This window comes from Streptomyces asoensis, assembly GCF_013085465.1.
GTDB lineage: Bacteria > Actinomycetota > Actinomycetes > Streptomycetales > Streptomycetaceae > Streptomyces > Streptomyces cacaoi_A.
Genome location: NZ_CP049838.1, coordinates 7,629,468 through 7,655,031 on the forward strand (window position 1 = coordinate 7,629,468; position 25,564 = coordinate 7,655,031).

Sequence of the window (25,564 nt, forward strand, 5' to 3'; positions counted from 1 at the left end):
GCTACGGGGCGTGCCAGACTGCCTGGCATGCGACGGCTGTTCCCTGTGACCGACCAGACAGTGACGACCGACTCCGGCGGCAGGCCGCCCGGGGCCCCTGGCGAGGGCGGTGGTGCGGGGGGCGGCGCGGCCCAGGACCGCGAGTGGAGCCTCGACGAGCTCGCCGACGCCTACGCGTACCCCGAGCCCGGACCCGGCGAGCCGAGGCCCTGGCTGCGGGCCAACATGGTGTCCACGCTCGACGGCGCCGCCCAGCACGACGGGCGCTCCCAGCCCATCTCGACCGCCACCGACATGCGGATCTTCGGCACGCTGCGCGGGCTCGCGGACGTGGTGGTCGTGGGCGCGGAAACGGTGCGTCTGGAGGGGTACCGTCCCGCACGCGCGCGTGCCGAGTTCGCAGGGCGGCGCGAGGCGGCCGGGCAGGGGCCCGCACCGGCCGTCGCGGTGGTCACCGCGAGCCTCGACCTGGACTTCTCGCTCCCGCTCTTCACCTCGCCTCTGGTCCCCACCCTGATCCTGACCGGCGCCGCGGCGGCCCCCGACAGAGTGGCGGCCGCGGAGAAGGCGGGCGCGCGCGTGGTGATCGCCGGTGACGGCATGGGCATCGAGCCGGACCGGGCCGTACGGGCGCTCGCCGAGCTCGGGCACACCCGGCTGCTGACGGAGGGCGGGCCCCGGCTGCTGGGTCAGTTCGTGGCTGCCGGGGTGCTCGACGAGCTCTGTCTGACCGTCTCCCCGATGCTCGCCGTCGGCGACGCGCAGCGGATCGCGGGCGGACCGTCGGTCGCGGTGCCGCGGCGATTCGCGCTGGTCTCCCTCCTGGAGGAGGAGGGTTTCCTGTTCGGCAGGTATCGACGGCCGTGATGCGGATAGGAGTTCGATCGTCACCGTCGGTCCCGAAAGGGCGGAATCAACCGTTCCGTTTGGCGTCCGGCGGGCACACTGAATCTCGCAGTCCCCGTGCGCACACGGGGAAGGATGGTTTCCGCAGGGCCGCCGACGGCCCACGGAGGAGAGAGGGCCACGGGGGTCCTCGAAGGAGAATGGGGCGCTGGTGTTCACAAGCGTTTTGATGATCGAGAAGGCCCTGACGTCCGCCGACGTGGAGTTCGTCAGCACCTTGCACGGAGACGAGCCGGTCACCTTCCAGGTGCTGCTCCAGCCGCGCGGCGACCAGGCGGACCGCTTGCTGCGGGCCATCGACGACGTGGCTCTCGGCGAACTGGACGAGGCGGCGCGGGAGGGCGATACGCCCGAGGGGGACGAGGCGAAGGGGTTCGGCGTACGGGCCCTGGAGGTGTCCCTGCACGCCCTGCACGCGGCGGGCCACGACGCGGTGGGACGTCTCGTCGAGGACCATCCGCTGGACGCGCTGAAATCGCTGGTGGCGGAGGCGGGGGCGGACGAGGTGATCGTGCTGACCGACCCCCACTACGTCGAGGAGTTCTTCCACCGGGACTGGGCCTCTCGGGCTCGACACAAGGTGGGAGTGCCGGTGCTGAAGCTCTTCTCGCACAGCAAGGCGTGAGCGGACCCCTGTGACGTGTCGGTGCGGGTGCGGGTGCGGGTGCGCTGTGGCCGCTCGCGACCGCGCGGCGCGGTCGTACATCGATACGGCCCCGCGCCCCTGGGTGGGTCCGGTGCGCCTCGCGCAATAGGGTGGGGGCGCACCGAACCGTCGTAGCGCACCCTGGGAGAACACGCATGGCACCCGGCCTTCCTACCGCCATGGACCGACCGCACTTCATCGGCATCGGTGGGGCGGGGATGTCGGGGATCGCGAAGATCCTGGCTCAGCGCGGCGCGAAGGTGGCCGGCAGCGACGCCAAGGAGTCCGAGACCGCGGCGGCGCTGCGGGCACTCGGGGCGACCGTGCACATCGGCCATGCCGCCGGCCACCTGGCCGACGACGCCAGCTGTGTCGTCGTGTCGTCGGCGATCCGCGCGGACAACCCGGAGCTGGCCCGCGCGGCCGAGCTGGGGATTCCGGTGGTCCACCGTTCGGACGCGCTCGCCCGGCTGATGGACGGGACGCGGCCGATCGCCGTCGCCGGCACCCACGGCAAGACGACCACCACGTCCATGCTCGCGGTGTCGCTGTCCGAGCTGGGCCTCAACCCCTCGTACGCGATCGGCGGCGACCTGGACGCGCCCGGTTCCAACGCGCTGCACGGCGAGGGCGAGATCTTCGTCGCCGAGGCGGACGAGTCGGACCGCAGCTTCCACAAGTACGCGCCCGAGGTCGCCATCGTCCTCAACGTCGAGCTGGACCACCACGCCAACTACGCCTCGATGGACGAGATCTACGCGTCCTTCGAGACCTTCGCCCAGAAGATCGTGCCCGGCGGCACCCTGGTGATCGCCGCCGACCACGAGGGCGCGCGGGAACTGACCCGGCGGGTCGAGGGCGTGCGGGTCGTGACGTACGGCGAGGCCGAGGACGCCGACGTGCGAGTGCTGTCCGTCGTCCCGCAGGGGCTGAAGAGCGAGGTGACCGTGCTGCTCGACGGGCAGCAGCTCACCTTCACGGTCTCCGTGCCCGGCCGCCACTACGCGCACAACGCCGTCGCCGCGCTGGCCGCGGGCGTCGCCCTGGGCGTCCCGGCCGCGGAACTGGCCCCCGCCCTGGCCGCGTACACAGGCGTCAAGCGCCGGCTCCAGCTCAAGGGCGAGGCGGCGGGCGTCCAGGTCATCGACTCCTACGCCCACCACCCGACGGAGATGACGGCCGACCTCGAGGCGATGCGCGCGGCGGTCGGCGACGCCCGCATCCTCGTCCTCTTCCAGCCGCACCTGTTCTCCAGGACCCAGGAACTCGGCAAGGAGATGGGGCAGGCGCTGGCCCTCGCGGACGCCTCCGTCGTCCTCGACATCTACCCCGCCCGCGAGGACCCGATCCCGGGCGTGACCAGCGAGCTGATCATCGACGCGGCCAGGGCGGCGGGCGCGGACGTGACCGCGGTGCACGACAAGGACCTGGCACCGGAGGTCGTGGCGGGAATGGCGAAGGCGGGTGATCTCGTTCTCACCATGGGCGCGGGCGACGTGACGGACCTGGGCCCGCACATTCTGGACCGTCTTTCCCAGTAAGGGGCTGAGGCTCATGTCGTACGACGTCGAAAAGCCGGACGAGCAGTGGCGGACGGAGCTGACCCCGGCCGAGTACGCCGTACTGCGGCAGGCCGCGACCGAGCCCGCGTTCACCGGTGAGTACACCGACACCAAGGCCGAGGGCGTCTACTCCTGTCGCGCCTGCGGTGCCGAACTGTTCACCTCCGAGACCAAGTTCGACTCCCACTGCGGCTGGCCGTCCTTCTTCGACCCGAAGGACACCGAAGCAGTGGAGCTGATCGAGGACCGCTCGCACGGGATGCTGCGCACCGAGGTGCGGTGCGCCCGGTGCGGTTCGCACCTCGGACACGTGTTCGCGGGCGAGGGGTACGGGACCCCGACCGACCAGCGGTACTGCATCAACAGCATCTCGCTGCGGCTGGCGGAGGACGGCGAGGGCTGACGGCCCGGGCTGACGGCGAGGGCGGCCGGCCCGGGCTGACCGGTTGACGGCGAGGGCGGCCGAGGAGGTCGACGGCTCACAGCTGTTTGCGCTGTACCAGCGCCGAGAGCACCAGCATCCCGGGCAGCATGGGCAGCCACACCGTCAGCACCCGGTAGCCGATGACCGTCGCCGTGGCGAGGGGCAGCGGGGTGCCGTAGCCGGCCAGGGTGAGGACCAGCGCCGCGTCGACCGGGCCGATGCCGCCGGGTGCGGGGACGGCACCGGCCGCGGTGCTCGCCGCGAGGAACGCGAAGAGCAGCTGCGGCCAGGACAGGGGCAGGCCCAACGCCGTTCCCACCGACGCCACCACGCTCGCCTGGATCAGCGGCGCCGCGATCGCTCCGCCCCACAGGGGGAGGAAGCGGGCGGGGCGGGTGTGCAGATGCCGGGCGTCGGTGAGGGCCGTACGGACGAAGTCCAGTGCGGGGCGGCGCAGCGGCCGGACGAGGACGAGCAGCGCCGCGGTCGCCGCGGGGGCCAGCAGGATGCCCGCGGCGGCCAGGAGCAGCGTCCGTCCCTCAGGGAGAAGCCTGGCGGGGGGTACGGCGCTGGGCGTGGCGAGCAGGAAGATCAGCACAACGGGTGTCTTCGCCACGGCTCTGACCAGGGAGTACAGGGCGATCGAGGCGGTGGCGCGAGGGAGGGCGACGCCCTGGCGCTGGAGGAAGCGGACCGTGACCGCGTGGGCGCCGATGCTCGCGGGCAGTATGTGGTTCGCGGCGCCCGCGGCGATCTGGGAGGCCACCAGCAGACCCGGTGGCAGCCGGTCCGGGATCGCCCCCTGGCGGACACAGGCCGCGGCGACCGAGCCCAGGTAGGTGAAGAGGAGCCCCACCAGCAGCCACCAGGGGTCGGCGGTGGCGAGCAGGGCGGCGCCGTCTCGCACGGCATGCCAGTCGACCGCCGCCCACACCGCGAGCAGCACGATCGGGGACAGGGTCAGGGCCCGGCGGGTGGCGGTGGCTGCCAGAGGGCGGCGGCGGTCTTCCGCGAGCGGGGGCTGCGGCGGGGGCGGGGACGCGGGGTCGTCGAGGGGCAGCAGGGACACGGCGCACGTCGTCCTTCCGCGTCGTGACCGCGCGCGGCGGCGCGACGGATCGGGCCTGGGGAGGGGACGGGGAAGTCGTTCCCCTCCGGTGTGACGGTGCGGTGTCCGTAAGCCGACGGAGTGCGGGCCGAAGGGCGACCGCAGTGCGGTGAGGCGGGGTGCCGTGCGGCGAGTGCCGTGAGGCGGGGTGCGGTGAGGTGCTGTGAAGCGGGGTGCTGTGAGGTGCCGTGAGGCGGGGGGAAGCGCGGTGAGGCTGTGGGATTTCTGCCCGTACCCCCCGGGGTTCATCCCGGACGCGTCCCGAGGTTCACCGGCCCGCAGTACGGTCGGTCCCTGCCGGGATGATCGTTGCGGTTGCGGTTGCGGTTGCGGTTGCGGTTGCGGTTGCGGTTGCCGCGGGCGCGGCGGCCGACGTCGTGTCGTGCCGTGCGCAGAGACTCCCGGATCACCGATTTCTTCGCGTTACCGCGTTACCGCGTTACCGCGTTACCGCGTTACCGCGTTAGCGGTCTACGGTGCCCCGCCCGGTCGGGACCGGTCCCCGCGGCAGCGTCACCGTGAACACCGTGGCTCCCTCCTCGTCGCCCAGCTCCAGCGAGCCCCCGTGTGCCCGCACCAGGGACCGGGCGACCGACAGGCCGAGGCCGCTGCCGCCGCGGTCGCGGCTGCGGGCCTTGTCGACGCGGTAGAACCGGTCGAAGACCCGGTCGCGGTCGCCGGGCGGGATACCGGGGCCCTTGTCGGTGACGTGGACGTGTGCCGTGTCCGGCGAGACGGTGACCTCGACGCGGACCGCGGTCCCGGCCGGGGTGTGCACGGCCGCGTTGGTGAGGAGGTTGTCCAGGACCTGGCGGATGCGGTGCGGGTCCATCCGCAGCGGTACGACGGCCGGGCCGGGGGACACCGTCAGCGGATGGCCGGGGTGGCTCGCGCGGAACGCGTCGGCCGCCTGCTCGACCAGCTCCACCAGGTCGGCGTTCTCCATCCGAAGGGGCGTCTCCACCTCGGCCGCGTCCAGGCGGGCGAGCAGCAGGAGATCGTCGAGGAGGAACCCCATCCGGGCGGCCTCGGCGCGCAGGCGGGCCAGGTGCTTGTCACGTTCCTCGGGGGCGTTGGCGGCCGCGTACTGGAAAAGGTCCGCGTAACCGCGTACCGACATCAGGGGCGTGCGCAGTTCGTGCGAGGCGTCGGCGACGAAACGGCGCAGGCGCTGTTCGGCCTCCGCCCGCACGGCGAGGGAGTCGTCGATGTGCTGCAACATCGTGTTGAAGGCCGTGCGCAGCTCCTCGACCTCCGGACCGCCGCCGGGGGCGTCCGCGCGCAGGTGCAGCCGGGACGCCGACTCGGTCAGGTCGTGCGAGGCGATGCCGTGCGCGGTGTGCGCCATGTCGCTCAACGGTTTCAGACCGTGTTTCAGCATCCGCCGGCCGAACACCACGAGTGCCAGCAGGGCGAGGCCGAAGGCGACCACCTGCATGGTGATCAGCTGACGCACGGTGCCGTCGATGTCCTCCGTCGGCGCGGCGCTGACCAGCACGACACCGGGCGAGACCTCGCAGGCGCGCAGCAGATAGGTGCCTTCGCCGTCGATCCGTACCGTGCGGGTGACCTCGGCGTCGACATCCTCCATCCGCCGGGCGAGGGCGGTGAGCGCCGTGGTGTCCGAGGGCACGTCGGCGGGCTTGCGCAGCACGGCCGAGCCCGGCGAGACGTCGTACACGGCCGTGTACCAGCCGTAGTACGGCTTGCGCTCCACGACGCCGTGCGCCTTGGCGTCCTTGGACTGGACGACCTGCACCAGCTTGATCTGGTCCCGCAGCTGATGATTCAGGTAGTCCCGCATGTACATGGTCAGCGTGGCGCCGACCACCGCGAACACGACGAGCGACAGCGCGCCCAGGCCGAGCGCCAGCCGGGTGCCGAGCCGCATTCTGCGGTACGCGTGCCAGAAGCGGCCGATCACTCGGCCGCCTGCCGGATCACGTACCCGAAACCGCGTACCGTCTGGATCAGCGGGTCGTCGCCCGTCGTGTCGAGCTTGCGACGCAGTCGGCTGACGACCAGTTCGACGACGTTGGAACGACCGCCGAAACCGTATTCCCACACATGGTCGAGGATCTGCGCCTTGGTGAGCACGGTCGGCGACTTCCGCATCAGGTAGCGCAGCACCTCGTACTCGGTGGGTGTCAGCGTCAGCGCTTTTCCGCCGCGCCGGACCTCCCGGGTGTCCTCGTCCATGGTGAGGTCCGCCACCCGCAGCACGGAGCGCTGGACACCGGGACCGGCACTGCGCCGCAGCACGGTCCGCAGCCGGGCCATCAACTCCTCCACGGCAAACGGTTTCACCAGATAGTCGTCCCCGCCCCGGGTCAGCCCCGCGACCCGGTCGGCGACCCCGTCGCGAGCCGTCAGGAACACCACCGGCACCATCGTCCCGCTGTGCCGCAGCCGGTCGAGCACGCCGAAGCCGTCGATGTCGGGCAGCATCAGGTCGAGCACCACGATGTCGGGGTGGAAGTCGGCGGCGCGGTGCAGCGCCTCCGCACCCGAGTTCGCGGTGACCGCGTCCCAGCCTTCGTAGCGGGCGACCGTCGCCACGAGATCGGCGATCGGCGGGTCGTCGTCCACGACGAGGAGTCGTACTTTTTCCACCTGCTCATAGTGCGCCACGCACCCCGCAGCGCCAGACCCGCGTCTCACGCGCGGGCGAATCGATAAGATCTTGAAAGTTGCACGACAGGAAAACGACAGCGAAGCACGGACAAGCTCTGTGTTCTGAGGACCCGAACTAGGAGTTTCCGTCCGTGACGACCGTCCAATCGCCTCCCGTACCCCCCACGGCGATACGTCCCAAAGTAGTGGCCCGCACCGGCCTGTACGCCGTGCTGGCCGCGAACGCGGCCGTCGTGACCCTCTTCGCCGTCCAGGCGGGCTTCGCCTCCAACGCGCTGGTCGTGATCGGCCGCTTCGCCGGCCTGTACAGCGCCCTGCTGATGGCGTTCCAACTGCTGCTGATCGCCCGGCTGCCCTGGCTGGACCGCCGCATCGGCATGGACCGGCTGACCAATTGGCACCGGTGGACCGGTTTCGGCCTGTTGTGGACGTTGGCCGGCCATGTGGTGTTCATCACCTTCGGCTACGCCGAATCCTCGTCGATGAACCCGGTGAGCCAGCTCGTCGACCTCGCCGAGACCGTCGAGGGCGTGCTGCGCGCCGCCGTCGCGATGGTGCTGATCCTGGCCATCGGCGGCGCCTCCGGCCGCTGGGCCCGCCGGCGCCTCGCCTACGAGACCTGGCACTTCATCCACCTGTACGCGTACGTCGCCGTGGTGCTGGCCTTCACGCACCAGGTCGCGGTCGGGACGACCTTCACCGCGTCGTCCGCCGCCACGGTGTACTGGTACGTGGTGTGGGGCGTCGCCCTCGGCTCGGTGTTCCTGGGCCGGCTGGCCCTGCCGCTGTGGCGGAACTGGCGCCACCAGCTGCGCGTCGAGGCCGTTGTTCCCGAGGCCGACAACGTCGTAAGCGTTTACATCACCGGTCGTGACCTGGACCGGCTGCCCGCCCGGGCCGGCCAGTTCTTCCTGTGGCGGTTCCTGACCAAGGACCGCTGGTGGCAGGCGAACCCCTTCTCCCTCTCGGCCGCGCCCGACGGCACCCGGCTGCGCCTCACCGCGAAGGCGGCCGGCGACGGTTCCGCCGGACTGCGCCACCTCAAGCCCGGCACCCGCGTCTTCGCCGAGGGCCCCTACGGCGCCTTCACCGCCATGCACCGCACCCGGCCCGAGGCCCTGCTCATCGCCGGCGGCGTCGGTGTCACCCCGATCCGGGCGCTCCTCGAGGAGATCCACGGGCACGCGGTGGTCATCTACCGGGTGGCCGGCGAGCGGGACGCCGTGCTCTACGACGAGCTGCGCGAACTCGCCCTGACCAAGGGCGCCGAGCTGCACCTGGTCACCGGACCGCCGGTGCCGGACCGACTGGCGCCGCGTGAACTCTCCGCGCTCGTACCGGACATCGCGGAGCGGGACGTCTTCCTGTGCGGGCCGCCGCCGATGATGAACGCGGTCCTCGGCACCCTGCGCGAGCTGGACGTGCCCAAGCCGCAGATCCACTTCGAACGCTTCAGCCTGGCTGGATGAGAGATACGAGAAAACACTGTGAAGCGAGTAATACCTGTCCTGGTCCTGTCCGTGGCGGGTCTGATCCCGGTCTGGCGCTACGAGCCGTCGACCGGTACGACATCCACCACCGAGGCCGCCTCGACGCCCTCCGTGTCCTCCTCCACGTCCTCCTCCGGCTCCTCGGGATCGACCACGTTCACCGGTACGACCGTGGCCACGGAGAAGGGCGACGTCCAGGTTCAGATCACCTACGACGGCGACAAGATCACGGCTGTGAAGATGCTCAAGCAGCCGAATCACCCCCAGACGACCGCGGCGGTGCCGAAGCTGATTGCGGAAACGCTTACCGCGCAGAGTGCGGACATCGACACCGTTTCCGGCGCGACGATCACGAGCGACGGCTACAGGGAGTCACTCCAGGCCGCGATCGACGCCGAGGCGGCCGCCGCCTCGGCGTCCCCCTCGGCTTCGGCAGCTGCCTCGGCGTCGCAGACCGTGGCGGGCTCGACCGTGGCTACGGAGAAGGGTGATGTCCAGGTCCAGGTCACCTTCGAGGGCGACAAGATCACGGCTGTGGAGATGCTGAAGCAGCCGAATCATCCGCAGACGACCGCGGCGGTGCCGAAGCTGATTGCGGAAACGCTTACCGCGCAGAGTGCGGACATCGACGCCGTTTCCGGCGCGACGATCACGAGCGACGGTTACAAGGAGTCGCTCCAGGCCGCGATCGACGCGAAGGGCGCCTGACGTGCACCGCGTCGAACACGTCATGGGGTTCCCGGTCTCGCTGCGGGTCGACGACACCGTCGTCCCCGACGAGACCGGGGACGCCGTGTTCGCGTGGCTGCGCGAGGTCGACGCACGGTTCAGCCCGTTCAAGGCCGACAGCGAGGTCTCCCGGTACGACCGGGGTGAGCTGCCGGCCGACGAGCTGAGCACCGACCTCGTGGAGGTGCTCGACATCTGCGAGCGGTACCGGGTGGCCACCGGCGGCGCCTTCGACATCCGGCTGCCCGGCCGCGGTCTGGATCCCTGCGCGGTGGTCAAGGGCTGGTCCGTGCAGCGGGCGGCGGAGCTGCTGACCGGGGCCGGGCTCAGCCGGTTCTGCCTCAACGCCGGGGGTGACGTGGTCGTCTCCGGCGGGCCTTGGCGGGTCGGCGTACGGCATCCCGAGATCGCCGACCGGCTGTGCACCGTCCTCGACCTCACCGACGGGGCCGTCGCGACCTCCGCCCGCTACGAGCGCGGCGACCACATCCTCGACGGGCGCACCGGCCGTCCGGCCACCGGCCTCGACAGCCTCACCGTCGTGGCGCCGACCCTCACCGAGGCGGACACGGTCGCCACGGCCGCCTTCGCCATGGGTGCGGACGGCGTCGAGTGGGCGGCCGTGCGGGAGGGTTGCGAGGTGTACGCCGTGCTGCCCGGCGGACGCGTGCTGCGCACCGGCGGGTTCCCGACGGCGGGGGCAGCGGCCGCGTGAGCGTCGAGGCGGCGGCCCTGGGAGCGGCCCTGTGGCTGCTCGGCTGGGCCGCGACGGTCCTCGCCTGGACGTCGGGGCGGGGATACCGGCCGCAGCCGCGTCATCAACGCCGGTGTCGCTGATCTGGCTGCTTCGGTGCAACTCGCTGTGAAGCGGTTTCACGCAAGTTTCAGGGCATGCGGAAGGCGGGCCGCCGGTGAAACCGGCGGCCCGCCTCTTCTGTCCCCGTGGTTCTAGCTGCCCCCGTGGTTCTCAGCTGACGTCGGACGCGTCCAGGCGGTAGAGACCGCTGTAGTCGGACACGGCCGTGCCGTTCGCCTTGACCCAGGTCGAGATCTCGGAGTTCGAGGAGCCCTGGCCGCTGTCGCTGACGACGATGTAGTGCAGCTTGCCCGCCTTCACCAGGCTCTTCAGCTTGGCCAGCGTCATCGCGTCGTCGCTGCCGGACCAGCCGCCCATCGAGATGACCGGCTCACCGGACTCCAGGATGATCGAGGAGGCCGTCTGGTCGGTGGCCACCGCCACCAGCCAGGTGGCGCCGTCCTGGTTCTTCTTCAGGTACGTGATCATCGCGGACGACACCTGGGTACCGCCGCCCATGGCCCCGCCGGTGCGACCGTCGGCGGTGCCGGACTCCGCCGTACCCGACTCGATCGAGCCGGACTCCGCCGTGCCGGATTCGGTCGTACCCGACTCCGTGGAGCCGCCGCTGTTCGACGGTGGCTGGCCCATTTCCTGGCCGTCGCCCGAACCGCCAGGCGCCTCACCGGAGTTGGTTCCCGGTCCGCCGTCGGCGCCGCTGGGCCGCTGGCCGCCGCCACCGCCCATGCCCCCCATACCGCCGGTGCTCGGCCCGGCCGTCGGGTTGGTGCCGTTGGTGCTGGAGGTCGCGGCCGAGGCCGAGTAGGCGGCCGGACCGGCGAGCAGTGCCACGACCGCCGCCAGTGCCGCGACGCCCATCAGCCGCTGCCGCTTCGTGAACCGGCCGACCAGCAGCCCGATCACCGAGGCGGTCCCCGCCACACCGGCCACCACCTCGGCGACCGTGTACAGCGTTCCGGAGCCGGAGACCCGCTGGAGCACGACGACCGCCCACACCGAGCTCGCCGCCACTGCGGCCGGCAGCACCCAGCCCCACTTCGCCGCGGAACCGTTGCGGAAGGCGTTGTAGAGCATGACGCTGCCCGCGCCGACCAGGGCCGCGATACCGGGCGCCATGGCGGTGACGTAGTACGGGTGGAAGGTGCCCTCGGCGAGGGCGAAGGTCAGGTAGTGCAGGACGAACCAGCCGCCCCACAGCATCAGCGCGGCACGCCTGGCGTCCGTACGGGGCGCGCGGCCGCGCAGGACGAGACCCGCCACCAGCGCGATCGCCGCGAAGGGGATCAGCCAGGAGATCTGGCCGCCCATGATGTCGTTGAACATCCGGTACAGGCCCGCCTCGCCGCCGAAGCCGGCGCCGTTGCCCTGCGAGCCCACCGACGAGCTCGCCCCGAAGATACGGCCGAAACCGTTGTAGCCGATGACGAGGTCCCAGACCGTGTTGTCCGTCGAGCCACCGATGTACGGGCGGGACGAGGCCGGGATGAGATCCACGACCACCATCCACCAGGCACTGGAGACGATCAGTGCGACCGTGCCGACTGCAAGGTTGCGTATGCGCTTGCCCAGCGAGGCGTTCGCGGCCCACAGATACACCAGGAAGAACGCGGGCAGGACCACGTACGCCTGCATCATCTTCGTGTTGAACGCGAAACCGATGGCGACGCCCGACCACACCAGGGGCATCAGCCGGCCGGTGCGCACGGACTTCAGCAGTGCGGCCGCGCCCAGCAGCATCAGGAAGACGAGGATCGGGTCGGGGTTGGTGTCCCGGGTGATGGCGACCGTTATCGGGGTGAGCGTCAGCGCCAACGCGGAGACGGTCGCCGCCACCGCGCCGAAGTCCCGCTTGACCAGCCGGTACAGAAGCGCGACGGAACCGGTTCCCACGGCGACCATCGGCAGCATCAACTGCCAGGTGCCGTACCCGAAGGCGCGGGCGGACAGGCCCATGACCCAGAGGGCGAACGGCGGCTTGTCGACCGTGATGAAGCTGCCCGCGTCCAGGGCGCCGAAGAAGAACGCCTTCCAGCTCTTGGTGCCGCTGTAGACGGCCGCGTCGTAGAAGGTGTTGCCGGTGATCGAGGAGAGGTTCCAGGCGTAGAGGGCGGTGGCCAGGACGAGGATCGCCCAGAGTGCCGGACGGGCCCAGCGCGGGTCCTCGGGTGCGCCGGTGAACAGACGCCTGGCTCGGGAGGCGAGTCCGCCGTCGGTGGGCGGGGCCGACCGGTGGCGGGCGCCGTCCTCGCGGACGGGGGCGGGCGGCGGGGCGAGTGTCGTCATGACGCGTACTCCAGGTGGGTGTTCGCCCCGGTGGGCAGGACGGCGGCGGGGGTGGTCGTGCGTGCCGCCGGCACCTGGGGGGTGCTCGTGCGGCGCGGTACGGCGGGGACGCGGGTGCGGCCGGTGAGGGTGGAGCGGAGCATCCGGCCCATGCCCTTGAAGTCGTCGACGGCCGTGCGGACGATGTCGACCCGGCTGTCGGGGTCGTCGGTCCAGTCGACCGGCACCTCGTGGACGCGGAGCCCGTTGCGCTGGGCCAGGACAAGCAGTTCGGTGTCGAAGAACCAGGCGGTGTCCTCGATGTGCGGGGCGAGCGCGCGGAAGACGTCGGCGCGGACGGCCTTGAAGCCGCACTGCGCGTCCGAGAAGCGGGCGCCGAGGCCGGCCTTGAGCAGGAGGTTGTAGGAGCGGGAGACGAACTCCCGCTTGGCGCCCCTGACCACCGACGCCTGGCGGTGCAGCCGGCTGCCGATGGCGAGGTCGCTGTGGCCGGACAGCAGCGGGGCCACCAGGGGGAGGAACGCCTCCAGGCCTGTCGACAGGTCCACGTCCATGTAGGCGACGACGTCTGCGCTGGAGCGGTTCCACACGTGTTTCAGGGCGCGGCCCCGGCCCTTCTCCTCCAGGCGCATGGCGTGCACGTGCGGGAGACGGAGCGTCAGGTCGGTCGCCGCGTACCAGGTGGCGTCCGTGCTGGCGTTGTCCGCGATCGTGATGCGGAACGGGAACGGGAAGGACTCTTCGAGGTGTGCGTGGAGACGGCCGATGCTGTCGGCGAGGACGTGCGCCTCGTTGTACACCGGCACCACGATCTCGACCGACCGCTGCCGGACGCCTCCCGCGTTCGTTTCGTTCATGGCCATGACGATCGGGGCCATGTCTGGGGGATCCCTGAGCCGGTCCTGAGGGAAGAGTGAGAATCAGCGGACTCACAGGTCGCGCACAGCGGAAACCCCTTTCACCCAGGCGCGGGTGGCGTGCTCCACTGGTGGCATGAGCCTGACGAGCGAGGTCTTCCTGGTGGCGGACGACGGTGACCTCGACATCCTGGCCGGGCAGCGGGACGGCCGGCCCGACGGCATGGAACCGGCCGGGCCGGAGTCGTGGCGCAGGACGGTCCGGGGATCACGGGCCATCCGCCGGATCGGCGCCCGGTTCCTGCCGGCCCTGGTGAGCGTGCACCACGGTGGCGTCGTCGCTCCGGACGAGATCCCCGCCTTCCCCGCGGAAATCGCTCCAGTACGCGCTTGCTCGGAGCGGCTCGCCGCCGAGACCCGCTCGCCCGACCGGACGGTCGAGAGCCACTGCCGGCACATCTCCGGACGCCTGGACGGCATCGAGGCGAGCGCTCGGTACGCGCAAGGGGCCGGTGGCGGACTGCTGATCGGGTAAGCGGTCTAGACTCTCCCCGCAACGGCCCGAACTCGTATCGAGAGCGGGCAGAAATTGCCAGACCCGAAGGGTATTCGGCGCTTTGATACGGATAGATTCAGTCACCAAGCGATACCCGGACGGCACGGTGGCGGTCGACCGGCTCTCCCTCGACATACCGGACCGTTCGATCACCGTCCTCGTCGGCCCCTCGGGCTGCGGCAAGACGACCACCCTGCGGATGATCAACCGGATGGTCGAGCCCAGCGAGGGCACGATCCTCATCGACGGCGTCGACAGCCGTCAGCAGCCGGTCAACACCCTGCGCCGGTCCATGGGTTACGTCATCCAGAACGCCGGACTCTTCCAGCACCGGACGATCGTCGACAACATCGCCACCGTGCCCCGGATGCTCGGCTGGAGCAAGGACAAGGCCCGTGCGCGGGCGCGGGAGCTGATGGAACGGGTGGGGCTCGACGCCTCGTTCGCCAAGCGGTACCCCTACCAGCTCTCCGGTGGCCAGCAACAGCGCGTCGGCGTGGCCCGCGCACTCGCCGCCGATCCGCCGGTACTGCTGATGGACGAGCCGTTCTCCGCCGTCGACCCCGTCGTCCGCAAGGGCCTCCAGGACGAACTGCTGCGCATCCAGGCCGAGTTGGGCAAGACCATCGTCTTCGTCACGCATGACATCGACGAGGCCGTGAAGCTCGGCACGATGGTCGCGGTGCTGCGTACCGGCGGCCGGCTCGCCCAGTTCGCGCCGCCGGCCGAGCTGTTGTCCGACCCCGCCGACGCGTTCGTCGAGGACTTCCTCGGCGCCGACCGGGGCATCCGGCGCCTGTCGTTCTTCTCCTCCGCCGGGCTGGAGCTGCTCACCACGCCGATCGTCGCGATCGACTCCACGGCCGAGCAGATCGCCGCACGTGGCGCGACCGACGCCCCCTATCTCCTCGTCACCGGCCTGGACGGCCGTCCGCTCGGCTGGAGCGAGCCCGGCGCACTGACGGCCGGACGGGTCGACGCCGACCGACTGCTGCCGTACGGGCGGCCGTTCGTCGCCGAGCGGGACTCGCTGCGCGCCGCCCTCGACTGTGCGGTCCTGTCGCCCACCGGCTGGGCGGTCGCCGTGGACGCCGAGGGCCGGGCCGCCGGCGTCGTCTCCCAGACGGCCATCGGCGAGGCCATCCGCGGCGCCCACGCGGCAGGCCGTGAGGAGCAGCCGTCGCCCGAGGAGACCGCCCAGAAGGTCATCCGGTGAACCGCTTCTTCGACATCCCCAGCGACCTCCAGCACGACTGGTTCGGCCTCATCGGGCTGCATCTGCGCGAGGCCCTGCTGCCGGTGCTGGGCGGGCTGCTGCTCGCGCTCCCGCTCGCCCAGTTGTGCGTGCGGCTGCGCTGGCTGTACCCGCCCGTGCTGTGGGTGACGACCGTGCTCTACGCCATCCCGTCCCTGGCCTTCTTCGTCGTCCTCATCGACTACACGGGGCAGACCGAACTGACGGTGATGATCCCGCTCACCATCTACAGCCTGGTCGTGCTCGTGCCGGCGATCGTCGACGGCGTCCGTTCGGTCCCGCAGGAGACCCTCGCCGCCGCGACCGCCATGGGCTTCGGACCCGTACGCCGTTACGTCCAGGTCCAGTTGCCGATCGCGGTGCCGGCCATCATCGCCGGCCTTCGGGTGGCCACGGTGTCCAGCATCAGCCTCGTCAGCGTCGGCATGCTGATCGGCAACCAGGGGGCGCTCGGCAACCTGCTGCACGACGCGCAGATCTACAACCGGCCGGAACTCGCCTGGAACTCCGTGATCACCAGTGCCGTTCTGGCGGTGCTCGCGGACGCCCTGCTGGTCGTTCTACGCATCCTGCTCACTCCCTGGATGCCGAGCGGCGTGCGCGGCGCAAAGACCAAGCCCGCCGGGGTCCGGCCCGATCCGGCCGTGCCCGCCCTGGAGGACGCAGCCCGGTGAACGTCATCAATTTCGTAAACGCCTTCTTCAGCGACAGCGCGCACTGGCACGGTTATGACGGAATCCCCACCCGCGTGTGGGAACACGTCCAGTACTCCCTGGAAGCGCTTGCCCTCGCCGCCGTGATCGGGCTGCCGATCGGCCTGGTAACCGGTCACTACGGACGGGGCGGAAACGTCCTTTCCCTGGTTGCCACCGCCGGCCGGGCGCTGCCCACCTTCGGCCTGCTGGTGGTGACGACCATCGTGCTCGGGTTCGGCATGCTGCCCGTGATGATCCCGCTGGTCGTCCTCGCCGTCCCGCCGATCCTGGTCACCACCTACGAGGCGGTGCGCTCCGTCGATCCGTCCCCCGTGGACGCCGCGCGGGGCATGGGCATGGGGGAGTCCGGCATCCTGCTGCGCGTCGAACTGCCCGTCGCGCTCCCGCTGATCTTCGGCGGTCTGCGGTCGGCGGCCATCCAGATCGTCTCCACGGCCACCATCGCCGCGTACGTCAGCCTCGGTGGCCTTGGCCGCTACATCGTCGACGGTCTCTACCAGCACGACTACGAGAAGGTGGTGGGCGGCGCCACCCTGGTCGCCGGCATGGCACTCGCGACACTCGCGGTGTTCTGGGCGGCGGCGAAGGTGACGGTCTCGCCGGGGGTACGCCGGAGCAACTAGGACAGGTCCCGGCCCCGGGGAGACGGCCGTACGGCGATCGCGTCGACCTCGAACAGCATGCCCGGCAGGGCCGGCGAGGCGACCCCGCTCAGGGTCTGCGCGGGCAGCCGCTCGCCGGTGGGGGCACCTCCCGCTCGAGCGAAGCCGAGAGTGGGGGAGGGCATGCAGGGCCTTGCCCAGGATCTCGAGCCTGCCGGGGTCGTGGTCGACGATGAACGTGCCCAACCGCACCACGTGTCGGAGCCCGAGGCCCACCCCGGCCAGCGCCGCTTCCAGCCGGTTGAAGGCCGGCCCCACCTGAGTGGCGAAGTCGCCGGGCACGGGGGCGCCCGACGCGTCCGAGGCGTACTGACCCGCGAGGAAGACCAGTTCGCCGGGCGCCGACACGGCATGGCTGTAGCCGAAGGGCGTGGGGTCGTGCAGGGCGGGCGGGTTGGTGATCGTACGGTCGTCGTGGCTGTGGCTGTGGCTGTGGCTGTGGCTGTGGCTGTCGCGCCGGCTCATGACGGAAACGACTGCGGTGCGGGGGAAGGTCGTTCCCCCGCACCGCAGTTCTGGCCTGATCGCCCTGCCCTTGCTGTTTCCGACTGTTCCGGTCGTTTCTGACCGACCAACTGTTTCTAGCTGTTTCCAGTCGTTTCCGACGCTCTGGCCGTCCAGCGCGCCGTCAGCCGCCCGAACGCGCCAGTGCCTGTTCCAGCACGACCAGCAGGGCGTCGCGTACCGAGCCGCGCTCGCGGGCGTCGAACACGAGCAGCGGGACGCCCTCGGACACGTCGAGGGCCCAGCGGACCTCGTCCAGCGTGTGCGCGATCTGTCCGTCGAAAGCGTTTACGGCAACGGCGAACGGGATCTGCTTGTGCTCGAAGTAGTCGACTGCGGCGTAACAGTCGTCGAGACGGCGGGTGTCCACGATGACGAGCCCGCCGACCGCGCCCTCCACGATGTCGTCCCACATGAACCCGAACCGCTCCTGCCCGGGCGTGCCGAACAGGTACAGCTTGAGCGTCGGGTCGATGGTGATGCAGCCGAAGTCCATCGCGACCGTGGTGGTGGTCTTGCGCGGGGTGTGGCTGAGGTCGTCCACACCCGCCGCGACCTCGGTGATGGCCGCCTCGGTGGTCAGCGGCTCGATCTCGGAGATCGAGCCGACGGCGGTGGTCTTGCCCACGCCGAAGCCGCCCGCGATCACCAGTTTCACCGGCAGCGGCGGCCGTACGGCGGCCTGGCCGGCCGAGGTGCGGACCAGCGGTTCAGTCGGTGTCACGGAGTACCCCCCGGGAGTCGGGGATGGCCCGCAGGCCATCGATAACCCTGCGCAGAACGGATGCGTCGTGGGTGACGCCGGAGTCGGGCACGTGCACCGACAACTGCCCCGCCGTCCGGAGGTCCTCGGCGAGGACCCGCACCACGTTCAGGTGCAGCCGCAGCCTGGCCGCGATCTCCGCGATGGACTGCGGGACGCGGCAGGCGGCGACGATGTCGTGCTGTTCGAAGGAGAGCCGGTCGAGCGCGTCGAGCCCGCCGGTGGTGGCCACCAGCTGCGTCTCCACGGGCATCGTCCGGCCGGGCGACGCCTCGCCCGCGCCGCCCGCGACCCGGCCGGCGGTGACCAGGAAGGGCCGGACGGCGGGTGCGGGGCCGACGGGGGCGACGCCGTCCTCGCCGGCCCCGCGCGGTGTGCGGCCGTCCGCCATCGGTGTTCGCTCTCTCTACGGTGGCACGCGCTCAGCGCGTACGCGTGACGCCGACGCTGTTCTTCAGTTCCAGGACGAGCTGCGGGCTGAGCGCCGTGCCGGCGCGGTTGGCGAACACCGTCATCTCGTAGGCGATGTTGCCCAACTTGGCCTCCTTGTCGGTGACGACGCCGAGCACGGCGCCGCTGCCGATCGCGGAGACCAGGACGTGGCCGCCCTCCAGGTCGATGATGACCTTGTTCAGGCCGCCCAGGCCGTAGTTGCCGGAGGCGCCCGCGGCCAGGCTGGTGATGCCCGAGACGATCGCGGCCAGCCGTTCGGAGTCGGCGTGCTCGCGCAGCTCCGACACCGCGATCAGCAGTCCGTCGGAGGACACCGCGATGGCGTCCACGACCCCCGCGGTCTCGGTGGCGAAACGGTTGAGCAGCCAGGTGAAGTCGGCTGCGGCGGCCCGCAGGTCGGTCGGCTTGGCGTCTCCGGCGGGAGTCTCACCTGTCGACGTGCTCACTGCTCGGCTCCTTCCGGAAGGTGGTTCTGGTGGTGCGTGGTGTCCCGGCCGGTGATCTGGTCGGTGATCGGCTCGGTCCGGTCGGACGCGTCGGACGGCTCTGTCCGGTCGGTCCGGTCGGGCGAAACGTCGGGACGGTGGTCGTGCCGGCGGTCGTTCCGGCGGTCGCTCGGGTCCTCGGTGGTGGGGATGAGGGGGTGGAACTCGGTGGGGCGAGGGTGTTCGCCGGTGTCCCGGTGCGCGCGGGCCACGGCCGCCTCGAACTCCTCCAGTGAATCGCGCACGGCGTCCGCGTCGGCGGGGCGGGCGGACTGCCGCGCGGCCTGCTGGGCGGCGGTGTCGGCGGTCGTCCGCAGCGTCGCCCCGCGCACCCGTCGACGCAGCGGACGGGAACCGTCGGGACCGACGGCGAACGCGTCGGCCCCGGCCCGGGCGGGAGCGGAGAGGGGACCGGCGGGACCGGCGGCGCGGTCGGGCGCGGACGGTTCGGCGCCACGGTCGCCGGCGACGTGTTCCGTCCCGCGGACGGAGTCGCCGGGGCCGCCCGTGGTGCCGCCGGGGCCGCTCTCGGGGCCGGACGTGTGGGCGTGCGGCGCGGGCTCCGTCGTACGGGCGGCGGGCCGGGACCCGGCCGCGTGGACGTGCGACGACTCCGCCGTACCGGCGGGGGTCGTGCGCTCCGCCGTACGGGCGTGGTCCCCGGGTTCGTCCTCCGCGCGTGCGTGGAGCGTCGCCTCGGCCGTGCGGGGCGCCGGGATCCCGACGCCGGCCGGGTAGGCGCGGGCCGCGGGGTCGGCCGTGGTCCCGGGCTCGGCGAGGGATGCGGGCTTCGCCGTACGGGCGGAGACACCGGTTTCGTCGACAGGGTCCGAGGAAGCGGTTACGGCCGCATGCCCCGAGGCAGCGGAATCGGTTCCGGCGGTAAGGCTGGAGGAACCGGTTTCCGCCGTACGGATCGAGATACCGGTTTCGTCGGTTTCAGCGGAGGCGCCCGTCACCGTCGTGGCGATGTCGCGCGTCGGGTCGTCGGTGCCGGCCACCGGAGTGAGCGGAGCCTCGGCCTCGCGTTCGTCCGGGGACGGATCGCGGCGGGGGACCCGGCGCGGGAGTGCGGTCGGATCGTCCTCGTTCGTGGCCCAGGACGGAACCGTGGACGGGATCGAGGACGACGGCGAGGGGCCGGCCGCGGGGGCCGACGGGGCGGCGAGCGTCGCCGGGGCCGGGGATGTGCCGGTGGAGGCAGGCCGGCCCACCGGGCCCAGCTCGCTCATCGTCAGGAGCAGCGTCGAGGGGATCAGCACCTCCGCCGTCACGCCGCCGCCCGGGGTGCGGGAGAGGGTGACGTCGACGTCCCAGCGGCGGGCCAGCGCGCCGACCACGAACAGGCCGAGCACCTTCGTCGGGACGACGTCGAGGCGTTCGCGGCGTACGAGGCGGGAGTTCTCCTCGGCGAGGCGCTCTGCGCTCATGCCCAGACCGTGGTCGGCGACGGTGATCGAGGCGCCGTCGGCGTCGGAGCCGACCACCACCTCGACGGGGCTGCCCTCGGGCGAGAACGACACGGCGTTCTCGAGGAGTTCGGCGATCATCAGCGTGAGGTCGCCGATGATGTCGGGCTCCACCAGGGCCTCGGTCGCGGCACGCAGCCGGACCCGCTGGAAGCCCTCGATCTGGCCCAGCGCGGCGCGTACGACGTTGGTGAGCTCGGTCGGTCCGGCGTCCAGGACGGTCTCGCGGATACCGGCCAGCAGCATCAGGCTGTCGGCGTTGCGGCGCAGACGGACCGCGATGTGGTCGATGGAGTAGAGGCGTTCGAGCAGCGCCGGGTCGGTCTCGCCGCGTTCCACCGCGTCGATCAGGGCAAGTTGACGGGTCGTCAGGTTGCTGACGCGGCGCCCGACGTTGCCGAACATCTCGGCGACGTTGCGGCGGCTGAGCACCTGGCGTTCCAGCAGCGCGGCCGCGGTGGTCTGCACGTTGTTGAAGGCCTCGGCGAGTTCGCCGATCTCGTCGTCCGCGGTGACCGGCAGCTCACGCAGCCGCGGGGGCCCGGACTCCTCGGCGTCGTCGTCGGCGACGCGGGCGAGTTCGCGGCCCGCGACGTCGGCGACCTCCTGGGCGGCTCCCGTCAGCGCCAGCACCGGGCGGACCACGGAGCGGCGTACCAGGATGGAGAAGGCGATCCACAGGGCGAAGCTGAGCAGCGCCAGGTTCAGCAGCAGGCCCGCGCGCCACTGGGCGCTGGAGGCGGTGTCGTCGGCCCGGTCGGCGATCTGGTCGATGAGCGACGCGGTGATCTTCAGCCGGGTCCGGGCCTGGGCGCTGTAGTCGGGGTAGGAGGCGATGGCCGCCCGGAACGCCGTACGGATGTCGGCCTTGGACTCGGCCTGCAACGCGCTGGGGTCCACGGCCAGTTCGGCGTAGTGCTGGCCGATCGAAGCCTGCGAGGCGTTGTGCTCGATGCCGCCGAACTCTTCGTTCTGCGTCTCGTTGGCGAACCGCTCGAACCGCTCGGCCTGGTAGGTGAACAGCTCGTAGGAGCCGACCGCGCCGGTGAACTCGATGAGCGCGTTGCTGTCGCCGGTCCGGGCGGAGAACACGCCGGTCTCGAAGGCGCCGTGCGCGGCGTCGGCGCGCAGCAGCGAGTCGAGGAGGTTACCGGTGAAGGTCGTCGCTAGGTCGGCGTTGCGGTCCAGGCCCAGGCCGTCGATGAGGCCGTCGGCCGCACCCGAGTACGCCGGGTCGATGTTGTCGGCGGGCAGGTAGCCCTGCTCGATGGTGGCCCGCAGGCCGGCCAGGCCCTGGACCTCCTTCAGTGCCTGCACCTCGGTGTCCGGCAGCCGGTCGCCGAAGGCGTCGACCACCTTCTGCACCTGCGCGTCCACGGCGGCCTGCGCCTGCCGGTAGCCGTCGGTGGAGGGGGTGCCGCCGTCGAAGGACGCCTCGTGCCGCACGGAGAGCAGGATCGCCTGCTGGTGTTCGTCCTGTAGCTCGGCGACGAGCTGGGCGACCTGGGCACTGTCACGCACCAGTTGGGCGGCGTCCTCCGCGCGGTTGGACTCCTGCACCAGGTCGACGATGAGGTACGTCAGCAGCAGCGCGATCACCGTCAGCGGGATACCGACGAGTACGTTCAGCTTGCGCTGGAAGGGCCACCGGTCGGCGAAACCCCGCAGGCCCCGGCGTGCGGACGTGGGTTCCGAGGATGCCGACCGGGCGGACGCGTCCACCTCTTTCGTGGACACCGGGCCTCCTTCAAGGGGGTGCTGCGGGCGTGCGAGGGGCGTTTTCATGCATGCCGACTTTCTGCACACACGTGTCCGAATATGAATGATACGGAAGCGGCCCCCGTACACCGCTGTGGCCGACGCCGACTGCTGTGGCGGACGCCAACTCCGGCGAGACTATCGCCTATTCGAACGGTCGAGCGCGTCGCCCTACGTCAAGAATCCATTACGAAGCGGTGTACCGGGGCCTTTCCGGGGCCTCCAAAGGGGTACACAGGTGATCTACCGATCCGCGCACAAGTGATCACGGATCGAAGCCAATCGGTAACCCGGCTCCTCTTGACTGATCAAGAAGCGGGTGGATTGGATCAGGCCAGAGTGTTTGAGTTCTCATCAACCCCCCAGCCCGGAACGGGAACCGTGACTTCCAACGCCCACAGCAGCAGGTCCCTCAGGAACCACCCAGGTGCGGCGGCCGTCGCCCTCGCGGCGGTGACGGTCCTGCTGGCGGGATGCTCCTCCTCGTCCGACGACACCTCCGACCCGCTCGCCGGCGACAAGGCGGCCGGTGACACCGTGGTCGTCGGCTCCAACAACTTCGCCGAAAGCATCCTGATCGCCGACATCTACGGCGAGGCCCTCAAGGCCAAGGGCATCAAGGTGTCCTACAAGCCCAACATCGGCAGCCGTGAGACCACGTACGGCCTGCTCAAGAACGGTTCCATCACCGTCCTGCCGGAGTACAACGGCTCGCTGCTGGCCTACCTGGACGCGAAGGCCGAGCAGACCTCGCTCGCGACCGTGAACGCCGCGGCGAAGGCCAAGCTCGACTCCAAGCTGACGCTGCTGGAGTCGTCGCCGGCCGAGGACAAGGACTCCGTCACGGTCAACGCGGCGACCGCGAAGAAGTACAGCCTCACCGCGACGTCCACGCTCGCCGACCTCAAGGACATCGCACCGGATCTGGTCCTCGGCGGTTCGCCCGAGTTCCAGACCCGCCAGCAGGGCATCCTCGGCCTGGAGTCGGTGTACGGGCTGAAGTTCAAGTCCTTCAAGGCCCTCGACGCGGGCGGTCCGCTGACCCAGGCCGCGCTGAAGAAGAACACCGTGCAGGCCGCGGACATCTTCACCACGGACCCGACCATCACGAAGGAGAAGTTCGTCGTCCTCCAGGACCCGAAGAACCTCTTCGGATTCGCGAACGTGACCCCGCTGGTCTACAAGAGCGGGCTCTCCCAGGAGGGCATCGACGCGCTCAACGCCGTCTCCGCCAAGCTCGACACCAAGACCCTCCTCGACCTGGACTCCCAGGTGCAGCTGGAGAGCAAGGACCCGCTGGACGTCGCCAAGGCCTGGCTGAAGTCCGCCGGCCTCGGCTGAGGTTCCACCGGATCACGTGAACCGTTGGACGCAACAGCAAACGGATCGACCCGGGTTCCTCCGCAGCGCGGGGGCGCCCGGACCGTCCTGAACGGAACCACCCTCACCGTCGGCGAGCTGATCGCGCTCGTCGACGGTGCGGCCGTGCCCACGGTGGCCCACGAGGCCCGCGAGCGGGCCGCCCACTCCTGGCGCACCGCGCAGCGACTCGCCGCCGCCGGACGGTTGTACGGCCGCGGCACCGGCGTCGGCGCACAGCGCTCGGTGCCGGTCGACGAGGGCGACGAGGCGGCGCACGGCCTGCGCCTGCTGCGCAGCCACGCGGGCGGAGCGGGTGCCCTGCTCCCGGACCGCCAGGTCCGCGCCATGCTCGCGGTACGAGCCAACCAGCTCCTCGCCGGCGGCTCCGGCATCCAGCCCGCCCTCATCGATGCACTCGTCGACGCCCTCCGTCTCGGCGTCCATCCGGCCGTCAACGAGTACGGCGCTGTCGGCACCGGTGACTTGACGGCGCTGGCCCAGACCGGCCTGACGCTGATCGGCGAACAGCCCTGGCTGGGTACGGAGTCGGCCGAGCCGAGGAAGGCCTCGAGGCCGGACGGCGAGCCGACCGGCCGGGTGGAGAAGGCTGAGCCGGGCGGCGAGTCCGCCGCCTCGGTGACGGGGCTTGCGCACGGTGGCCCGTCGGTCGCGAGGACGGAACTCGCACCGGGTGGGGTGTCGGTCACGGAGGCGGAACTCGCACCGGGTGGGGTGTCGGTCACGGAGGCGGAACTCGCACCGGGCGGGGCGCCGGTCACGGAGGCGGAACTCGCACCGGGCGGGGCGCCGGTCGCGTGGGCACAACTCGCACCGGGCGGGGCGTCGGTTGCAGGAGCGGAACGTGAACGGGGTGGCGCCTCGGCCCGTCCGGTGAAGACGCGGCAATCGCAGGCCGGGTCGGGCGTCCCGTCGAACGAGCCCGAGCCCGAGCCGGACGCACTGCGGGTCGGCCCGTCACAGACGGCCGAGTCGGCCGCCCCGGCAACCGCTTACGGCGAGCCCGCTGCCGCTGCTCGGTGCGTTCTCGCCCCCGCTGTTCAGCTCGTCACCCTGTCCGGACCCGCCGCCGAAACCGTCTACGTCACCGTTTCCGCCCCTGTTACGGCCGCCACCCCCGCCCCTGGCGCTGCACTCTCCACCGGACTCCCGGCCCCGGTCGTCCTTCAGCCCGGTGATGCGCTGGCTCTGCTCAGCAGCAATGCCCTCGCGTTGGGGCAGGCCGCGCTCGCCCAACGTGAGCTCGACGTGTTGCTGCGGGCCACGCACGCCGTCGCCGCCCTTTCCCTCGCCGCGGTGTCCGGCTCGCCGGAGGCGTACGCCGCGCCCGTGCACGCCCTGCGGCCCTATCCCGGCGCGGCCCGCGCGGCCGGTGAGGTGCGGCGGCTGCTCGGCCTGCCCGACCGGCCGCAGGGCCGCCAGGGCCGGCGTATCCAGGACCCCTTCGGGTTCCGCGCCTTCCCGCAGGCGCACGGCTGCGCCCTGGATGCCTCCGAGCGACTCCGTGAAGTCATCGAGGTGGAGATCAACTGCCCGTCGGAGAACCCCCTCATGGATCCCGACGGCACCACGGCCTACCACCACGGCGGCTTCTTCGCCGCGCCCCTGGGCCTCGCCCTGGACGCCGCCAACCTCGCCCTGTTGCAGACCGCGCAGCTCTCCACCGCTCGCCTCACGGCGCTCGGCGACCCCGGGCTCACCGGCCTGCCACCGTTCCTCGGCGGAGGACCCGCGACCAGCTCGGGCACGATGATCCTGGAGTACACCGCCAACTCCGCGCTGGCGGAACTGCGTTCGGGGACGATGCCCGCCTCGGCGGGCCACGCCGTCCTGTCGCGAGGTCTGGAGGAGGCCGCCAGCTTCGCCGGACAGGCCGCCCGCCAGACCTCGCGGGCAACGGACGCCTACACCACCGTCCTCGCATGTGAACTCGTCGCCGCCGTACGAGCTTTGAGGATGCGTTCGGTCCAGGCGGAGTCGCTGCCGCCGCCGGTCGAGGTCTTCGCCGCGGCGACGGCCGTTCTCCCCGCGGGCACGGAAGACCGTCCGCTGACCGGCGACGTGACGGCGGCGGCCGAACTGCTTCCGGGGCTCGCCGAGTTGTGAG

At 71.3% G+C, this 25,564-nt stretch carries 23 protein-coding genes and 1 pseudogene; 13 read left to right on the top strand and 11 right to left on the bottom strand.

Translation table 11 applies throughout. The features are described 5' to 3' along the window. The first annotated feature begins 27 nt into the window (after positions 1 to 27). The 4 genes from G9272_RS34250 to msrB all read left to right on the top strand — a co-directional run bounded on the left by G9272_RS34250 (position 28) and on the right by msrB (position 3,517). Positions 28 to 867 (top strand): pyrimidine reductase family protein, encoded by an 840-nt coding sequence (locus tag G9272_RS34250; RefSeq protein WP_171400097.1) that lies wholly within the window; start codon positions 28 to 30, stop codon positions 865 to 867. Between the two features lie 190 nt (positions 868 to 1,057). Then, on the top strand, positions 1,058 to 1,531 hold the full coding sequence (locus G9272_RS34255; protein WP_171400098.1) for an indole-3-glycerol phosphate synthase: 474 nt from the start codon (positions 1,058 to 1,060) through the stop codon (positions 1,529 to 1,531). 176 nt (positions 1,532 to 1,707) lie between these two features. After that, positions 1,708 to 3,093, top strand: a complete 1,386-nt coding sequence (murC, locus tag G9272_RS34260) for a UDP-N-acetylmuramate--L-alanine ligase (protein WP_171400099.1) — start codon at positions 1,708 to 1,710, stop codon at positions 3,091 to 3,093. A 13-nt stretch (positions 3,094 to 3,106) separates the two neighbouring features. Beyond that, the gene (gene msrB, locus G9272_RS34265; RefSeq protein ID WP_171400100.1) at positions 3,107 to 3,517 is read left to right on the top strand and encodes a peptide-methionine (R)-S-oxide reductase MsrB; all 411 of its coding nucleotides are present in this window, start codon (positions 3,107 to 3,109) and stop codon (positions 3,515 to 3,517) included. A 76-nt stretch (positions 3,518 to 3,593) separates the two neighbouring features. On the opposite strand, the gene G9272_RS34270 is transcribed toward msrB, so the two are convergent. From G9272_RS34270 to G9272_RS34280, 3 genes are all read right to left on the bottom strand, one after another. Next, positions 3,594 to 4,607: a lysylphosphatidylglycerol synthase transmembrane domain-containing protein gene (locus G9272_RS34270; RefSeq protein WP_171400101.1), complete on the bottom strand. Its 1,014-nt coding sequence runs from the start codon at positions 4,605 to 4,607 to the stop codon at positions 3,594 to 3,596. Between the two features lie 502 nt (positions 4,608 to 5,109). Next, the gene (locus G9272_RS34275) at positions 5,110 to 6,570 is read right to left on the bottom strand and encodes a sensor histidine kinase (protein ID WP_171400102.1); all 1,461 of its coding nucleotides are present in this window, start codon (positions 6,568 to 6,570) and stop codon (positions 5,110 to 5,112) included. Continuing rightward, the gene (locus G9272_RS34280; RefSeq protein WP_171400103.1) at positions 6,567 to 7,259 is read right to left on the bottom strand and encodes a response regulator transcription factor; all 693 of its coding nucleotides are present in this window, start codon (positions 7,257 to 7,259) and stop codon (positions 6,567 to 6,569) included. The genes G9272_RS34275 and G9272_RS34280 overlap by 4 nt, the downstream gene beginning before the upstream one ends. A gap of 152 nt (positions 7,260 to 7,411) precedes the next feature. Here G9272_RS34280 and G9272_RS34285 point away from each other — a divergent pair, with 152 nt between their 5' ends. The 3 genes from G9272_RS34285 to G9272_RS34295 are packed head-to-tail and all read left to right on the top strand — an operon-like array spanning position 7,412 to position 10,214. Beyond that, the gene (locus tag G9272_RS34285) at positions 7,412 to 8,749 is read left to right on the top strand and encodes a ferredoxin reductase family protein (RefSeq protein ID WP_171400104.1); all 1,338 of its coding nucleotides are present in this window, start codon (positions 7,412 to 7,414) and stop codon (positions 8,747 to 8,749) included. Positions 8,750 to 8,767: 18 nt separating this feature from the next. After that, positions 8,768 to 9,478 (top strand): FMN-binding protein, encoded by a 711-nt coding sequence (locus G9272_RS34290; protein ID WP_171400105.1) that lies wholly within the window; start codon positions 8,768 to 8,770, stop codon positions 9,476 to 9,478. A 22-nt stretch (positions 9,479 to 9,500) separates the two neighbouring features. Further along, entirely contained in the window at positions 9,501 to 10,214 is a 714-nt protein-coding gene (locus tag G9272_RS34295; RefSeq protein WP_171402290.1) for an FAD:protein FMN transferase, read from the top strand. A 252-nt stretch (positions 10,215 to 10,466) separates the two neighbouring features. On the opposite strand, the gene G9272_RS34300 is transcribed toward G9272_RS34295, so the two are convergent. Both G9272_RS34300 and G9272_RS34305 read right to left on the bottom strand, forming a co-directional pair. After that, positions 10,467 to 12,599 (bottom strand): ArnT family glycosyltransferase, encoded by a 2,133-nt coding sequence (locus G9272_RS34300; protein WP_171400106.1) that lies wholly within the window; start codon positions 12,597 to 12,599, stop codon positions 10,467 to 10,469. Continuing rightward, a complete protein-coding gene (locus tag G9272_RS34305; RefSeq protein WP_171400107.1) occupies positions 12,596 to 13,456 on the bottom strand; it encodes a dolichyl-phosphate beta-glucosyltransferase in 861 nt (286 codons plus the stop codon). Before G9272_RS34305 ends, G9272_RS34300 begins: the two co-directional genes overlap by 4 nt. A 136-nt stretch (positions 13,457 to 13,592) precedes the next feature. Here G9272_RS34305 and G9272_RS34310 point away from each other — a divergent pair, with 136 nt between their 5' ends. The 4 genes from G9272_RS34310 (at position 13,593) to G9272_RS34325 (ending at position 16,606) form a co-directional block, all read left to right on the top strand. Beyond that, complete coding sequence (locus G9272_RS34310) at positions 13,593 to 13,991, top strand: hypothetical protein (RefSeq protein WP_171400108.1); 399 nt, start codon at positions 13,593 to 13,595, stop codon at positions 13,989 to 13,991. An 82-nt stretch (positions 13,992 to 14,073) separates the two neighbouring features. Further along, positions 14,074 to 15,228 (top strand): ABC transporter ATP-binding protein, encoded by a 1,155-nt coding sequence (locus tag G9272_RS34315; RefSeq protein ID WP_171400109.1) that lies wholly within the window; start codon positions 14,074 to 14,076, stop codon positions 15,226 to 15,228. Continuing rightward, positions 15,225 to 15,941: an ABC transporter permease gene (locus G9272_RS34320; RefSeq protein WP_171400110.1), complete on the top strand. Its 717-nt coding sequence runs from the start codon at positions 15,225 to 15,227 to the stop codon at positions 15,939 to 15,941. Before G9272_RS34315 ends, G9272_RS34320 begins: the two co-directional genes overlap by 4 nt. Further along, positions 15,938 to 16,606: an ABC transporter permease gene (locus tag G9272_RS34325; protein ID WP_171400111.1), complete on the top strand. Its 669-nt coding sequence runs from the start codon at positions 15,938 to 15,940 to the stop codon at positions 16,604 to 16,606. Before G9272_RS34320 ends, G9272_RS34325 begins: the two co-directional genes overlap by 4 nt. Here the strand turns inward: G9272_RS34325 and G9272_RS46475 are convergent. The 6 genes and pseudogenes from G9272_RS46475 to G9272_RS34350 form a co-directional block, all read right to left on the bottom strand. Then, entirely contained in the window at positions 16,603 to 16,770 is a 168-nt protein-coding gene (locus G9272_RS46475) for a hypothetical protein (RefSeq protein ID WP_437184333.1), read from the bottom strand. The genes G9272_RS34325 and G9272_RS46475 overlap by 4 nt on opposite strands. Positions 16,771 to 16,861: 91 nt before the next feature. Further along, a pseudogene (locus G9272_RS46480) lies at positions 16,862 to 17,110 on the bottom strand (RidA family protein); the annotation flags it as partial. 163 nt (positions 17,111 to 17,273) lie between these two features. Further along, the gene (locus tag G9272_RS34335; protein WP_020125271.1) at positions 17,274 to 17,873 is read right to left on the bottom strand and encodes a GTP-binding protein; all 600 of its coding nucleotides are present in this window, start codon (positions 17,871 to 17,873) and stop codon (positions 17,274 to 17,276) included. Continuing rightward, a complete protein-coding gene (locus G9272_RS34340) occupies positions 17,860 to 18,303 on the bottom strand; it encodes a DUF742 domain-containing protein (RefSeq protein WP_171400112.1) in 444 nt (147 codons plus the stop codon). The genes G9272_RS34335 and G9272_RS34340 overlap by 14 nt, the downstream gene beginning before the upstream one ends. Before the next feature lie 31 nt (positions 18,304 to 18,334). After that, a complete protein-coding gene (locus G9272_RS34345) occupies positions 18,335 to 18,811 on the bottom strand; it encodes a roadblock/LC7 domain-containing protein (protein ID WP_171400113.1) in 477 nt (158 codons plus the stop codon). After that, entirely contained in the window at positions 18,808 to 22,056 is a 3,249-nt protein-coding gene (locus G9272_RS34350; protein ID WP_171400114.1) for a sensor histidine kinase, read from the bottom strand. Before G9272_RS34350 ends, G9272_RS34345 begins: the two co-directional genes overlap by 4 nt. A 402-nt stretch (positions 22,057 to 22,458) precedes the next feature. On the opposite strand from G9272_RS34350, the gene G9272_RS34355 reads away from it, so the two are divergent. Both G9272_RS34355 and G9272_RS34360 read left to right on the top strand, forming a co-directional pair. Then, positions 22,459 to 23,418, top strand: coding sequence for an ABC transporter substrate-binding protein (locus G9272_RS34355; RefSeq protein WP_171400115.1), 960 nt, complete (start codon positions 22,459 to 22,461; stop codon positions 23,416 to 23,418). 24 nt (positions 23,419 to 23,442) lie between these two features. After that, positions 23,443 to 25,563: an aromatic amino acid lyase gene (locus tag G9272_RS34360; protein WP_171400116.1), complete on the top strand. Its 2,121-nt coding sequence runs from the start codon at positions 23,443 to 23,445 to the stop codon at positions 25,561 to 25,563. Position 25,564 lies beyond the last annotated feature (1 nt).